This window comes from Homoserinibacter gongjuensis, from assembly GCF_030161875.1.
Classification (GTDB): Bacteria; Actinomycetota; Actinomycetes; order Actinomycetales; family Microbacteriaceae; genus Homoserinibacter; species Homoserinibacter gongjuensis.
In genome coordinates, this window is the sequence record NZ_BSVA01000001.1 from 2,406,303 (window position 1) to 2,420,559 (window position 14,257).

The 14,257-nt window shown below is 69.5% G+C and carries 11 protein-coding genes and 2 pseudogenes; 9 read left to right on the forward strand and 4 right to left on the reverse strand.

Annotation, left to right across the window (positions count from 1 at the left end):
• The first annotated feature begins 72 nt into the window (after window positions 1–72).
• The 5 genes and pseudogenes from QQK29_RS12955 (at window position 73) to QQK29_RS12975 (ending at window position 5,668) form a co-directional block, all read left to right on the forward strand.
• Window positions 73–1,281 (forward strand): ABC transporter substrate-binding protein, encoded by a 1,209-nt coding sequence (locus QQK29_RS12955; RefSeq protein ID WP_284300850.1) that lies wholly within the window; start codon window positions 73–75, stop codon window positions 1,279–1,281.
• A pseudogene (locus QQK29_RS12960) lies at window positions 1,281–2,476 on the forward strand (ABC transporter ATP-binding protein). The gene QQK29_RS12955 and the pseudogene QQK29_RS12960 overlap by 1 nt, the downstream one beginning before the upstream one ends.
• A gap of 1 nt (window position 2,477) precedes the next feature.
• On the forward strand, window positions 2,478–3,392 hold the full coding sequence (locus QQK29_RS12965; RefSeq protein WP_284300851.1) for an ABC transporter permease: 915 nt from the start codon (window positions 2,478–2,480) through the stop codon (window positions 3,390–3,392).
• A 5-nt stretch (window positions 3,393–3,397) separates the two neighbouring features.
• Window positions 3,398–4,270 (forward strand): ABC transporter permease, encoded by an 873-nt coding sequence (locus tag QQK29_RS12970; RefSeq protein WP_431308797.1) that lies wholly within the window; start codon window positions 3,398–3,400, stop codon window positions 4,268–4,270.
• Between the two features lie 30 nt (window positions 4,271–4,300).
• Entirely contained in the window at window positions 4,301–5,668 is a 1,368-nt protein-coding gene (locus tag QQK29_RS12975) for a transaminase (RefSeq protein ID WP_284300853.1), read from the forward strand.
• Between the two features lie 7 nt (window positions 5,669–5,675).
• On the opposite strand, the gene QQK29_RS12980 is transcribed toward QQK29_RS12975, so the two are convergent.
• Together QQK29_RS12980 and gabT are read right to left on the reverse strand one after the other, a co-directional pair.
• Window positions 5,676–6,599 carry an asparaginase gene (locus tag QQK29_RS12980; RefSeq protein WP_284300855.1) on the reverse strand — a complete coding sequence of 308 codons (924 nt, stop codon included), beginning with the start codon at window positions 6,597–6,599 and terminating at the stop codon, window positions 5,676–5,678.
• Window positions 6,596–7,948: a 4-aminobutyrate--2-oxoglutarate transaminase gene (gene gabT / locus QQK29_RS12985; protein ID WP_284300858.1), complete on the reverse strand. Its 1,353-nt coding sequence runs from the start codon at window positions 7,946–7,948 to the stop codon at window positions 6,596–6,598. The genes QQK29_RS12980 and gabT overlap by 4 nt, the downstream gene beginning before the upstream one ends.
• Window positions 7,949–8,028: 80 nt before the next feature.
• Here gabT and QQK29_RS12990 point away from each other — a divergent pair, with 80 nt between their 5' ends.
• Window positions 8,029–8,517 carry an OsmC family protein gene (locus QQK29_RS12990; protein ID WP_284300860.1) on the forward strand — a complete coding sequence of 163 codons (489 nt, stop codon included), beginning with the start codon at window positions 8,029–8,031 and terminating at the stop codon, window positions 8,515–8,517.
• 44 nt (window positions 8,518–8,561) lie between these two features.
• Here QQK29_RS12990 and QQK29_RS12995 read toward each other — a convergent pair whose 3' ends face one another.
• Both QQK29_RS12995 and QQK29_RS13000 read right to left on the reverse strand, forming a co-directional pair.
• Window positions 8,562–9,635, reverse strand: coding sequence for a coiled-coil domain-containing protein (locus QQK29_RS12995; protein WP_284300862.1), 1,074 nt, complete (start codon window positions 9,633–9,635; stop codon window positions 8,562–8,564).
• A 7-nt stretch (window positions 9,636–9,642) separates the two neighbouring features.
• Window positions 9,643–10,963, reverse strand: a pseudogene (locus tag QQK29_RS13000) (aminotransferase class III-fold pyridoxal phosphate-dependent enzyme).
• A 141-nt stretch (window positions 10,964–11,104) separates the two neighbouring features.
• On the opposite strand from QQK29_RS13000, the gene QQK29_RS13005 reads away from it, so the two are divergent.
• The 3 genes from QQK29_RS13005 to QQK29_RS13015 are packed head-to-tail and all read left to right on the forward strand — an operon-like array spanning window position 11,105 to window position 14,168.
• A complete protein-coding gene (locus QQK29_RS13005; RefSeq protein ID WP_284300864.1) occupies window positions 11,105–12,055 on the forward strand; it encodes an FKBP-type peptidyl-prolyl cis-trans isomerase in 951 nt (316 codons plus the stop codon).
• Between the two features lie 41 nt (window positions 12,056–12,096).
• On the forward strand, window positions 12,097–13,191 hold the full coding sequence (dxr, locus tag QQK29_RS13010; protein ID WP_284300866.1) for a 1-deoxy-D-xylulose-5-phosphate reductoisomerase: 1,095 nt from the start codon (window positions 12,097–12,099) through the stop codon (window positions 13,189–13,191).
• Window positions 13,188–14,168, forward strand: a complete 981-nt coding sequence (locus tag QQK29_RS13015; RefSeq protein WP_284300868.1) for a DUF2330 domain-containing protein — start codon at window positions 13,188–13,190, stop codon at window positions 14,166–14,168. The genes dxr and QQK29_RS13015 overlap by 4 nt, the downstream gene beginning before the upstream one ends.
• The last annotated feature ends 89 nt before the right edge of the window (window positions 14,169–14,257 follow it).

Consider the following 14,257-nt stretch of genomic DNA (forward strand, 5'->3'; position numbering starts at 1 on the left):
CCCCGAGTTGTGCCAATATCAACCCACGGCATCGCCGCCGCATCCCGCGCACCCGTGAAGGAGAACCCTCAGATGTCCCGGTCTCTTCCCGAAGATCCGCTCATCCGCAGCCTCGTCATCCAGGCTCGTCGCGCACAGGTCAGCAGGCGCACGATGCTGCAGGGCGCCGGGATCGGTGCAGCGGCCCTCACCCTCGCGGCGTGCTCGAGCGGAGGCGATGACAGGCCCTCGCCCGCCACCGACAACTCGAAGAACGACCCGACGCTCACCTGGGCGAACTGGTCGCTGTATCTCGACGAGGATGACAACGGCAACCACCCGACCCTCGACAAGTTCCAGGACGCGACGGGCATCACGGTCGACTACCGCGTCGACATCGACGACAACAACTCGTACTACGCGAAGGTCAAGGACCAGCTCAAGCTCGGGCAGGACATCGGCGCCGACGTCGCGTGCCTCACCGACTGGATGGTGGCCCGCTGGATCCGGCTGGGCTACACGCAGGAGCTGGATGCGGCGAACATCCCCAACAAGAAGAATCTCGAGCCGAGCCTCGTCGACGTCGACTTCGACAAAGGACGCACCCACTCGCTGCCGTGGCAGGGCGGCTTCGCCGGAATCTGCTGGAACAAGGCGAAGATCCCCAACGGGCTCAAGTCGGTCAATGATCTGTGGAAGCCCGAGCTCAAGGGTCGCGTCGGCGTGCTGAGCGAGATGCGCGACACGATCGGGCTCATCATGCTGCAGAACGGCGTCGACATCTCGGGCGACTTCAGCAACGACGACTTCTCTGCGGCGATCGAGGTGTTCCGCAAGCAGGTCGAGGTGGGTCAGATCCGCAACATCAAGGGCAACTCCTACATCGACGACCTCGCCAACGAGGACACCCTCGCAGCGATCGTCTGGTCGGGCGACGTCACGACGCTCAACCTCGAGAACGGCGACCGCTGGGAGTTCGCGATCCCCGAGGCCGGCGGCACGATCTGGAACGACAACTTCCTCGTGCCGATCGGATCGCCCCGCAAGTCGAACGCCGAGAAGCTCATCGACTTCTACTACGACCCCGAGATCGCCGCCGAGGTCGCCGCGTGGGTGAACTACATCACGCCCGTGGTGGGTGCCCGTGAGGCCGCCGAGGCCATCGATCCCGAGCTCGTCGAGAACCAGCTCATCTTCCCGAACGAGGAGACCCTCTCGCAGGTCAAGCGATTCCGCTCGCTGACCCCCGCCGAGGAGCAGTCGTTCGGGAGCGAGTTCCAGTCGGTTCTGATCGGGGCCTGATGCCGGGGGCGTTCGACGAGTCGGGAGCCGACCTCGAACTGGTCGGCGTCACGAAGCGGTTTCCCGGCTTCACGGCGATCGAGAACCTCAATCTGATGGTTCCGGCGGGGTCGTTCTTCGCCCTGCTGGGACCGTCGGGATGCGGCAAGACCACCACGCTCCGCCTCGTCGCGGGGCTCGAGGAGCCGACCGCGGGTCGCATCCTCATCGGCGGAAAGGATGTCACCGCATCCAAGCCGCACCAGCGTCCCGTGAACACCGTCTTCCAGAGCTACGCGCTCTTCCCGCACATGTCGGTGCTCGCGAACGTCGAGTTCGGGCTCAAGCGCCGCGGCATGCAGAACTCGCGCGAGCTCGCCCACGAGGCGCTGCGCCTCGTGGAGCTCGACCACGTCGCGGGCCGTCGGCCGGCCCAACTCTCGGGCGGGCAGCAGCAGCGCGTCGCTCTCGCGCGCGCGGTCGTCAACCGTCCCGCGCTGCTCTTGCTCGACGAGCCCCTCGGAGCGCTCGACCTCAAGCTGCGGCGCCAGATGCAGCTCGAGCTCAAGTCGATCCAGGGGAGGTCGGCCTGACCTTCCTGCACGTGACCCATGACCAGGAGGAGGCCATGACGATGGCCGACACGGTCGCGGTCATGAACAAGGGGCGCATCGAGCAGATGGGTGCACCGGAGGAGCTCTACGAGTTGCCGCGTACGACCTTCGTCGCGAACTTCCTCGGCCAGTCCAACCTCTTCACGGGCGACGTCACCGCATCCGGCACGGACGCGATCACCGTCGACATTGCGGGCGCCGGCATCAAGGTGCCGCGCGAGCGCGCCCAGCGGCACGCGGGCGAGGTCACGATCGGCGTGCGGCCCGAGAAGCTCACCCTGCACACGAGCGCGCCCGAGCTCGGAGCCGGCCACAACGCACTCGGCCCCGGCATCGTCACGGATGTCTCGTTCACGGGCGTCAGCACGCAGTACCTCGTGCAGGTGCCTGGCCTGCCGCTCATCACGGTGTTCGCGCAGAACATGGCCTTCGGCCCGGTCGTCGAGCAGGGCGCCGAGGTGTGGGTCTCCTGGCGCGTCGAGCACGGATTCGGCCTCGCCGACGAGGCGGAGCCCGAGCCGCGGTTCGCCGACGACGACGACACGATGAGCATCGCGGTGCAGCGCAGGCAGCGCCTCGAGGACGAGCTGGACGAGGCCTGAGATGGCATTCGGCGCCTTCGCAAGCTCCGGACCCGACCTGTCAGGCGCCGCCCCGCGCCGCCGCAGCTACATCGCGATCATCCTGCTCGCCCCCGGCGTGCTCTACCTCGTCGCGACCTTCATCGCACCGCTCGTCTCCCTCGTGCTCACGAGCTTCAAGGAGCCGGGTGGCGACTTCGAGGTCGGCGAGTACGTGTACGCGTTCCGCTGGGAGAACTACCTCGAGGTGTTCGAGCGCTTCGGCGAGATCTTCCTGCGCACCTTCGGGTACTCGATCATCGCGACGATCATCGCGCTCGTGGTGAGCTATCCGCTCGCCTACTTCATCGGCGTGATCCTGCGGCCGTTCCCGCTCTGGCAGAGCCTCGTGCTCATCCTCGTGATCGCGCCGTTCTTCATCAGCTTCCTGCTGCGCACCCTGGCCTGGAAGTCGATCTTCGCCGACGAGGGGCCCGTCGTGTCCTTCCTGCAGACGGTCGGCGTGCTCGGCCCCGAGGACTACCTGAACGGAACGGCGTTCACGGTCGTGTTCGGTCTGACGTACAACTTCATCCCGTTCATGACGCTGCCGATCTACGCCTCGCTCGAGCGCCTCGACCTGCGCTATGTGGAGGCGGGTGACGACCTCTACGCCGGGGCGGGTGCCCGGTTCTGGCGCATCATCCTGCCGCTCTCGCTGCCGGGCGTCGTCTCGGGGACGCTGCTGACCTTCATCCCGGCATCGGGCGACTACATCAACGCGAGCAAGGACTTCCTGGGGTCCACGAACACGGTCATGGCGGGCAACGTCATCAACGACCTGTTCTTCCAGAGCTTCTACCCGATCTCGGCCGCCGTCGCGATCGTGCTCATGATCGCGATCCTCATCCCCGTCATCGCCTATGTGGCCAAGAGCGGATCGGAGGAACTGCTGTGAGCAGCATGCAGGAGGCGGCGGTGCTCGCGACCGCCGAGACCGCGCCGCAGCCGCGGCGACGCGGTCGCGACCGCTCGGGGCGTGGGGGCGCGGGCAACTGGGTCATCGGCGTCTTCTCGATCGTGGCGCTCGTGATCATGATGATCCCGATCGTGTACACGATCGTGTTCTCGTTCAACGACGCGCGTCGCACCAACATCGTCTGGCGCAGCTTCACCTTCGACAACTGGCTCTCAGTGTGCGACGACCCGCGGGTGTGCGAGTCCTTCGGCAACAGCATCATCGTGGGGGTCGTCGCCACCATCGCCGCGACGACGCTCGGCACCATGATCGCCATCGCGATCGTGCGCTACACCTTCCGGATGCGCACGCTCATCACGGTGCTGCTGTTCCTGCCCATGGCGACGCCGGAGGTCGTGCTCGGTTCCGGGCTCGGCTCGCAGTTCGTCAACATGGGCGTCGAGCGCGGGCTGTGGACGATCATCGTGGCGCACATCATGTTCTGCATCAGCTTCGTGGTCGTCACCGTGCGGGCACGCGTCGCGAGCCTCGACCCCTCGCTCGAGGAGGCGGGCCGCGACCTCTATGCGAGCCCGGCACAGGTGTTCTGGCGCGTGACGCTCCCGCTGCTCATGCCCGGCATCCTGGCGGCGGCGCTCTTGTGCTTCGCCCTCAGCTTCGACGACTTCATCATCACCAACTTCGTCTCGGGCAACGCCGAGACCTTCCCGAAGTTCGTGTACGTGGCCGCGAGCCGCGGCATCCCGCCGCAGTCGAACGTCATCGCGTCCGCCGTCTTCGTGTTCGCGATCGTGCTCGTCGTGGTCGCCCAGGTGTCGGCGGGGTTCCGTCGCCGCAAGATCGCCCGCGTCGGCTGACGTGACCGGCTGAATCGGGAGCCCGGGACGATGTACGACGACCGCGCGCGGTTGGCCACCCTCTGGGAGCAGGAGCTCGCGACTTTCCGCCGTCTGCACCCGCGCTCGGGCGAGCTCGCGGAACGCGCCCGCGCGCACCTGCCCGAGGGCGTCCCCATGCTGTGGATGGCGAAATGGCCGGGGGACTGGCCGGTGTACGTGGCGGACGCCGGCGGCGCGCACTTCACGTGCGTCGACGGGATCGACCACGTCGACCTGTGCCTCGGCGATACCGGAGCCATGGTCGGCCACGCGCCCGCCGCATCCGTGGCCGCGATCGCCGCCCAGCTCGCCCGCGGGTCGACCTTCATGCTGCCGACCGAGGATGCGGCCATCGCGGCGTCGCTGCTCGCCGAGCGTTTCGGGCTACCCGAGTGGCAGTTCACGCTCACGGCCACGGATGCCAACCGGCACGTGCTGCGCTATGCGCGGCAGGCCACGGGGCGACGCAAGGTGCTCGTGATCGACCACTGCTACCACGGCACCGTCGACGAGGCCTATGCCACGCTCGACGACGACGGACGCGTCGTCTCCCGTCGACGCAACATCGGGCCGCCCGTGCCGCTGGACGAGACGACGGTCGTCGTCGAGTTCGACGACGTCGCGGGACTCGAAGCGGCACTCGAGACAGGCGAGGTGGCCGCCGTGCTCGCCGAGCCGGCCATGACCAACATCGGCATCGTCTTGCCGCAGCCCGGATGGCACGAGGCCGTGCGGGCCGCATGTGACCGCACGGGCACGATCCTCGTGATCGACGAGACGCACACGCTGTGCGCGGGGCCCGGCGGCATGACGGCGCGCGACGGACTGCGCCCGGATGTCGTGGTGGTCGGCAAGACGATCGGCGGCGGCATCCCCGCGGCGGCGTGGGGCATGACCCGTGAACTCGCCGAGCGGGTGCGCGACAGCCTCGCCTGGCACGGCGAGGGCCGTGAGGATCTCGACGTCGGCGGGGTGGGTGGCACGCTCGCCGGCAACGCCGTCTCGATGGCCGGCATCCGGGCGACCCTCTCGGAGGTGCTCACGCCCGAGGTCTATCCCGGCATGATCGCCCGGGCCACCGAATGGACGGCCGGGGTGCAGGCGGCGATCGACGAGTTCGGGGCACCGTGGCAGGTGACCCAACTGGGGGCGCGCGCCGAGTACAGCTTCCGGCCCACGGCGCCCGTCAACGGGCGGGAGGCCGCAGACGCCGACGACTTCGCGCTGCAGCAGTACCTGCACCTGCACGCGCTCAACCGCGGCATCCTCATCACGCCGTTCCACAACATGGCGCTCATGTCGCCGGCCACCACCGCCGACGATGTCGAGCGGCACACCGTCGCGTTCCGTGAGGCGGTGGCGTCGCTGTACGCCTAGGCCCGCGTCAGAAGGCGACGCGCAGCGTCGTCGTCGCGGGCGCGATGGCGGCCGCGGTCTCCTCCGCCACCTCCCGCGGCAGCAGCCCCTCGCGCACCAGGAGCTCGAGGGCGACCGGAGTCGTCGCGCGATGCGCGCCGTCGAGGACCTTGACGGCGACGGCCTCACCTGCAGGGGTGACGAGAACCAGCACGCCCTCCGCCCCGAGCTTCGCGACGAGTCCCGTGCGCTCGATCGTGACGGTGTTGCTGCGCCCCGGGCCGTCGATCGCCCACGGATGGGCGCGGATCGCATCGCCCAGCACGGTGCCGCCGCGCGCGGTGTGCGACACCGCCCGCGCGAGGCCCACGAGACTCATCACGGGAACCGGGGCACCGCATCCGTCCACGCCCCAGTGCGCGGGCTGCTCACCCGACAGCTGCGCGGTGAGCTCGCGCACCTGCCGCTGCATCGGGTGATCGAGGTCGAGGTAGCTCTCGAGGGGCCAGCCGCGCTCCGCCGCTGCCGCGAGGAAGCCCGCGTGCTTTCCTGAGCAGTTCATCGTGATGCGCTGGGGTCCGGATGCCGCCCGCCGCGCCGCCGGATCGCTCGGCCAGTCGGCGGGGCACCGCAGCGCCGAGGCGTCGAGCCCTGCCCGAGCGAGCATGCGCTCGACGACAGCGACATGGGCGGGCGTGCCGGAGTGGCTCGCCGCCGAGAGCACGGTCTCTTCGGCATCGAACACGACGCCGAGCAACTCGACGGCGGCGGCCTGCACGAGCTTGAGGGTCGAACGCGGGTAGATGAGGGCGGTCGGATCGCCGAGAGCGCGCACGACGCGCCCCTCCGCATCGACCAGCACCGCCGCGCCGAGGTGCCGCGACTCGGGCCAGCCCGAGCGCTCCGCGATCGCGAGTTCGACGGAACTCGACGCCTCGAGGGCAGCGGTCACGCGGTCGCCGCTGCGAAGGCGTCGGAGAGCACATCCATCGCGTCGGCGAGCAGCTCGTCCGAGAGGGCGAGGCTTGGCAGGAAGCGCAGCACGTTGCCGTAGGTGCCGGCGGTGAGCAGCAGCACGCCGCGTTGCGCGGCCTCGGCGGCGATCGCGGCCACGAGGTCGGCGCGCGGTGCATGCGTGTCGGGATCGAGCAGCTCGATCGCGATCATCGCGCCGATACCGCGGATCTCGGCGATCACCGGATACCGCTGCTGGAGCGCCTCGAGCGCCGAGCGCAGGCCCGCTTCGATCCGGCTGGCCTCGGCGAGCATGCCATCACGCTCGATCCGCTCGAACACGGCGATCGCCGCGGCGCACGCGACCGGGTTCCCGCCGAAGGTGCCGCCGAGTCCACCGGGCTGGGAGGCATCCATGATCTCCGCACGCCCCGTGACGCCGGCGAGCGGCAGACCGCCCGCGATGCCCTTGGCCGAGAGCACGAGGTCGGGCACGAGGCCGAAGTGCTCCGAGGCGAACCAGGCGCCCGTGCGGGCCATGCCCGACTGGATCTCGTCGGCGATGAACACGATGCCGTTCGCCGTGCACCACTCCTGCAACGCGGGCAGGTAGCCGTCGGCGGGCACGATGAAGCCGCCCTCGCCCTGGATCGGTTCGACCACGAGGCAGGCGAGGTCGGATGCGCCCACCGTCTTCTCGAGGTAGGCGATGGTGCGCTGGGCGGCAGCGGCGCCGCTGAGCCCGTCGTGCAGCGGGTAGGAGTTCGGGGCGCGATAGACGTCGCCCGCGAAGGGGCCGAAGCCGGTCGCGTAGGGGGCGGCCTTGAAGTTCATGGCCATCGTGAGGTTGGTGCGGCCGTGATAGGCGTGCTCGAGCACCGCGACACCGGCGCGACCGGTGTGCTTGCGGGCGATCTTGACACCGTTCTCGACGGCCTCGGCTCCCGAGTTCACGAGCACGGTCTTCTTGGCGAAGTCGCCGGGAGTGTGCGCGGCGAGCAGCTCGGCGACGCGCACGTATTCCTCGTAGGGCGTGATCGTGAAGAGCGTGTGGGTGACGTCGGCGAGCTGGGCGGCGGCCGCGGCGACGACCGCGTCATCCGTGTGACCGATCGTCGTGACGCCGATGCCCGCGCCGAGATCGATGAACTGGTTGCCGTCGACGTCGACGAGGATCGCGCCGTGCGCGCGCTGGATGAACACCGGAAGCGCGCTCGAGACCCCGTCCGAGACGACCTGGCGTCGGCGCTCCTGCAGCTCGATCGACCGCGGGCCCGGAATCGCGGTCGCGAGGCGACGCTCGAGCGCGAGCGGCGCTACCGTTGAGGAGGTCAGCGTGTCGGTCATAGCAGCGATCCTACCTCGCGCACTCGAACCCCGGATGATGCTGATTCCGTAGCTGTGGCTTGCTTGGAGTAAGGATTCCCATGGATTTGCGCCATCATTACGCGGTATCAGTTGAATGGACAGGTAATCGCGGAACGGGCACCTCGGGCTACCGCGCCTACGGCCGCGACCACGTCGTGCGTTCCGAGGGCAAACTGCACGAGCTCGCCGGTTCGAGCGACCGTGCCTTCCACGGCGACCGGGAGCGCTGGAACCCCGAGGAGCTGCTGCTGGCCGCCCTCAGTCAGTGCCACCTGCTGAGCTACCTCCACGTCGCCGCGAGCCGGGGCATCGTCGTGACGGCCTACACCGACGACGCGACGGGCGAGATGGAGCAGACCGCAGACGGCGGCGGCCATTTCACCGAGGCGACGCTGCGGCCCGTCGTGACGATCGCGGCGGGTGACCCCGCCGATGCCCTCGAGGCGCACCATGAAGCGTCGCAGAAGTGCTTCATCGCTGCGTCGGTCAACTTCCCCGTACGTCACAAGCCCGTGATCCGGTTGGCCGACGACCCGCTGGGGGAGTAGACCGGCGGAATCCCGTCGGCTCGGCCACCGCGTGCGCGACCGTCTCAGTGCTTCGACGTGCGACTGTCGAGGTGGGAGAACAACTCCGCGCGCTCCGCGTCGAGCGCTTTGAGCTCCTCGAGCTTGGCGTTGTAGGCCTCGACATCGAGGTTGAGTTGCTTCCGGTCCGCCTCGAGGGTGTCGATGCGCTTCTGGAGCGCCGCGCGCTCGGAGTCGTACTGACTCTGCGACGGGATGCCGCCCGGCTTCGCGGCTCGGGTGTTGAAGTCTGCGATGTCCTCGTCGAGCTTCGCGATCGCGGCGTCGTACGCCGCGGATCGCGCCTCGAGGTCGTCGGACGTGGCCGCGAGCTCGGTCGAGAGCTGCTCGATACGGTCGGTGTAGCCCTCGAGCTGGGCCATCGAGTCGGCCGCGAACTCCACGATCCGGGCGCGATTGTGGAACACCTCGGCGTAGTGAGTCTCGAGCGCGCCGGGTAGCTCGGCGTAGGAGGTGCCCAGGCGCGAGTGCCACTCGTCGGCGCGCTGCCCAGCCGGGTATCCATCCACGATCCGGGCGTTCTCGTCGTCATCGGGCAGGGTGGCGACGTAGTCGGCCACGAGCTCGTCGATACGCGCCGTCTCGTCGGGGCCGAGCCGGTCGTAATAGGCGTGCAGCAACTCGTGCGCGGCGGTCGCCTCGATCGTGCCGGAGAGACGCTCGTCGGTCACCTCGTACACGTAGATGCGTTGCCCGCCGTAGCAGCCGAGCACGATGTCGCCCTCAAGCGGGCAGTGCTGCTGGAAGTCGTCGGCCCCGTCGAGCTGCGGGCGGCTCGCGAAGAAGATCCGGCGCCCCACCTCGGTGAGCTCGAGCTTCTCGGCGAGTGCATCGATCCGTTGCGGCGGCGGCTCCGTCCAGACGATCCACTGGTCGGCGTACGCCTGGCGCCGCTCGGCATCCCACGGGGCGGCGACGAGCACGGTCGCGATGACGGCGAGCAGCAGGCCGAGTGAGAACCAGCGGCTCCAGCGCGTGCGGTCGCGACGGGGACGCGTGGGCGGCGGATCGTCGATCCCGGTCAGCCGGAACGGGTCGACGGCGGGCTGGGGCGGAGATCCGGTGAGCTCGTGGGGCACGGCGGGCTCAGAGGGTCGCGAGGACTTCTTCGAGCACGCCGGCGGCCTCGTCGATCAGCTCGTCGCTGATCACGACGCTCGGCAGCAACCGCAGCACCGAGTCCCACGAGCCCGCGTCGAGCGCGATGACGCCGTTGGTCGTGGCGTGGCGCAACACGGTCGTGAGAGCCTCCGGATGCGGTGTGGTGGTACCGGGGTGTACGAGCTCGATGCCGAACATCGCGCCCTTTCCGCGCACCTCGCCGACGACGCCGAAGCGCTCGGGCCAGTCGCCGATGCGCGACGTGAGGGTGCGTTCGACACGCTGGGCCTCTCCGATGAGGTCGTCGCGTTCGATGATCTCGAAGACCTTGAGCGCCGCGGCCGTCGACACCGGGTTACCGCCGAAGGTGCCGCCGATGCCCCCGGCTGCACGGCATCCATGATATCGGCGCGTCCCGTGACGGCAGCGAGCGGCATCCCGCCCGCGATGCCCTTGGCGCTCGTGACGAGATCCGGAACGACCCCGTGGTGCTCGATCGAGTACCACGCACCCGTGCGGGCGATGCCCGCCTGGATCTCATCGGCCACGAAGACGATGCCGTTCTGCTCGCAGAAACGCTTGATCGCGGCGAAGTAGCCGGGAGCGGGGATGACGATGCCGCCGTCTCCCTGGATCGGCTCGGCGAAGAAGGCGGCGACCTCGGTGGCCCCGATGTGGGTCTGGATGTAGTCGATCGTCTTCGCGGCGGCCTCCTCACCCGTGAGCCCATCCCGGAAGGGATACGAGATCGGCACCGAGTACAGCTCGCCCGGGAACGGCCCCATCCCGGCACGTTCCGGCCAGGGGCGGTAGGTCATGGCCATCGTGAGGTTGGTGCGCCCGTGGAAGGCGTGGTCGAGGCTGACGATCGCGCGGCGGCCCGTGAAACGACGGGCGATCTTGACGGCGTTCTCGACCGCCTCCGCTCCGGAGTTCACCAGGATCGAGTGCTTCTCGAAGTCGCCGGGCGTGATCTCGGCGAGCTTCTCGGCGACGCGCACGTAGTTCTCGTACGGCGTCACGGTGAAGAGCGTGTGGGTGAGCTTCGCGGCCTGCTCGGCGACGGCCTGGGCGACCTCCGGATGGGCGTGGCCCACGGTCGTGACGCCGATGCCGCACCCGAGGTCGATGAGCTGGTTGCCGTCGACGTCGACGAGGATCGCCCCGAGCCGCGCTCCATGTAGATGTTCGCGAGAGTGCCCGCCCCGCGCGAGACGGATGCGATGCGACGCTCCTGCAGGGCGCGGGACTTCGGACCGGGGATCTCGGTGACGAGCTTGCGCTCCTGAGACACGCTGAAGGGCATGGATCGAGTGTAGGCGGCGGCCCCTGGGCGGTGGCTCCTGGCGACGGATGCGTCTGCGGACGACGCGCGGCGTGCACACCCCGCGCCAAGCTTGGGTGCGGGAGGATGGGGTGTTTCCGCCCGCATCCCGAGGAGTCCTCCGTGCCCCGCGCCCTTCCCCTCCTGACCGTCGCCGCCCTCGCGGTCGCCCTCGTGGGCTGCTCGAGCGCCCAACCCGACACGAACAGCACGCCAGACGGTGCGTCCGACGCGTGTGTCGGCGGCGGCGCCGCCTCGGATGCGGTCACGGTCACCGGCGACTTCGGAACCGCGCCGACCGTGTCGTTCGATGCGCCGATGACGGTCGACGCGACGCAGCGCACCGTCGCGATCGAGGGCACGGGCGACGCGATCACCCGCGGCGCCACCGCGAGCCTGCAGTTCACGCTCTACAACGGCACCACGGGCGATGTGCTCACCCAGACCGACTACACGAGCGACGCCGAGACGATCGCGGTCGACGGCCTGCTTCCCGGCCTGGAGTCGACCCTCATCTGCTCGACCGTGGGCTCGCGCGTGGTGGGCGTCGTGCCTCCGGCCGAGGGCTTCGGCGATGCGGGAAGCCAGCAGCTCGGCGTGGAGGGCGGACAGGCGCTCGTCTTCGTGCTCGACGTGATCGACATCATCCCCTCGGCCGCCGATGCGATGACCGAATGGACCACCGACGTCCCGAAGGTCGTGCGCGCCGACGACGGCACGCCGACCATCACCCTGCCCGAGACCGACCCGCCCGCCGACCTCATGCTCACCGTGCTCACCGAGGGTGACGGAGCGGTCGTGGGCGACGGCGACAGCGTCACCGTCGACTACCTCGGCATGAGCTGGGACACGGGCGAGGTGTTCGACGAGAGCTTCAGTAAGTCGCCCGCGACCTTCGCGACGACCGGCGTCGTGCCGGGCTTCGGGGCGGCGCTCGTCGGGCAGAAGGTCGGCTCGACCGTGCTCGTGACGATTCCCCCGATCTACGCCTACGGCACCGACCCGAACGCCGCGCAACTCGGCGGGCAGACCCTCGTGTTCCTCATCGACATCAAGGACTCCGCGGCGAGCTGATGTCGCCCGGCCCGGGCCGCACGCCTCGCTAGGCTCGGCCCATGAGCCGTCGCCGCGTTCTCGTCCTCGGATCCACCGGATCCATCGGTACCCAGGCTCTCGAGGTGATCGCTGCGAATCCGCAGCGCTTCGAACTCGTGGGGCTCACCGCGGGCAGGAACGCGGATGCCCTCGCCCGGCAGGCGAGCGAGACCGGGGTCACGCGCACGGCCCTCGGCATCGACGAGACCGTCGCCCTGATCCGCGAGGGGATCGCGGATGTGGTGCTCAACGGCATCTCGGGCTCGGTGGGCCTCGCAGCCACCCTCGCGGCCCTCGAGAGCGGCGCGACGCTCGCGCTCGCCAACAAGGAGAGCCTGATCGTCGGCGGCGAGCTCGTACTCGCCGCGGCGGCGCCGGGGCAGATCGTGCCCGTCGACTCCGAGCACTCCGCGCTCGCGCAGGCGCTCCGGTCCGGGCGGCACGGCGAGGTGCGTCGACTCGTCGTCACCGCATCCGGCGGGCCGTTCCGCGGGCGCACGCGCGAGCAGCTGGCCGAGGTGCAGCCTGCCGAGGCGCTCGCCCATCCCACCTGGGACATGGGCCGCGTCGTCACGACGAACTCCGCGACCCTCGTCAACAAGGGCCTCGAGGTGATCGAGGCGCACCTGCTGTTCGGCATCCCCTACGACCGCATCGAGGTCGTGGTGCACCCGCAGTCGATCGTGCACTCGATGGTCGAGTTCGTCGACGGCTCGACGATCGCGCAGGCCTCGCCGCCCGACATGCGCCTGCCGATCTCGCTCGGCCTCGATTGGCCGCACCGTGTGCCGGGAGTCGGGGTCCCGCTCGACTGGACGCGCGCGCAGCAGTGGACCTTCGAACCCCTGGATGACGCGACCTTCCCTGCCGTCGCGCTCGCGCGGCGCGTCGGAGAGCTCGGCGGCACCTTCCCTGCCGTCTACAACGCGGCGAACGAACAGGCCGTCGAGGCATTCCATGCCCACCGGGTGCCGTTCCTCGGCATCGTCGAGACCGTTCGGCGGGTCGTCGACGCCCACGAGCCCGGGCCTGCCACTCTCGAGGGAGTGCTCGCCGCCGAGTCATGGGCTCGCGACGAGGCCGATCGCCTGCTGGCAGGAGGGGTCAACGGATGACGAAACGCCTGACCGCCGGAGTCGCGGCGTCCGCGATGCTCGCCGCGTGCCTCACGGCGCTCGGCCTCGCGACACCCGCCGCAGCGTGTGCGTGCGGTGCACCGACCCCGCCCGGCGGCACGGTCGTCTCGGTCGGCGAGGAGCATGCGCTCGTGACCTTCGACGGCACGAACGAACGCATCGACATGGTGCTCGACATGCTCGCCGACGGCGCCGACACAGGTCTCGTGGTGCCCACTCCCACGCCCGCGACGGTGAGTCTCGGCGAATCGTCGATCTTCGACGCCCTCGACGAGCAGACGGCACCGATCGTGGAGACGGTCGAGGACTGGTGGGGTTCGCCGGGCGACGGCTCGGCCGCCGGCGGCGCTCCGGAGGTGCTCTCGGAGGTGGATCTCGGGCCGATCCAGGCGGTGACGCTCGCCGCATCCGATGCCGCGGGCCTGCAGACCTGGCTCACCTCGAACGGCTACGCCATCGACCCAGTCGTGCAGACCCTGTTCGCGGACTACATCGCACGCGGGTGGTCGTTCGCGGCGCTCAAGCTCACGGGAGAGGAACCGCTCGACGGTGCGCTGGATCCGGTGCGGTTCGAGTTCGCCACGACCGAGATGGTCTACCCGCTGTTGCTGTCGCAGGCGGCCACCACCCCGCAGACGGTGCGGCTGTACCTGTTCGGCGACGACGGCATGCAGGCGACCTTCCCCGACGGCACGGTCGCGGGATCCGTCGCATGGGCGGGCCCCGTCGACAGGGCCGGTCTTGTGCAGTTCGGTCCGTACCTCACGGTCGTCGAGGCGTACTTCGCCGATCCCGCCACCCAGATCACCGGCGATCTGACGATCACCTCGACGGGGAGCGCGCCGACTACACGCCCATCGAGACGCGGACCAAGTACGTGCAGATCGGCGGCCTCCCGCTCGGCGTCGCGATCGCGGCGGCCGCAACGGTCTTCGGCATCATGCTGCTCATCGTGATCGTGGGCGGCATCGTGCACCGTCGTACCGAGCGACGCCGCCGACGCGCCTGGTGAGCCCACAGCCGCGCCTGGGCATGCTCCCAGCGC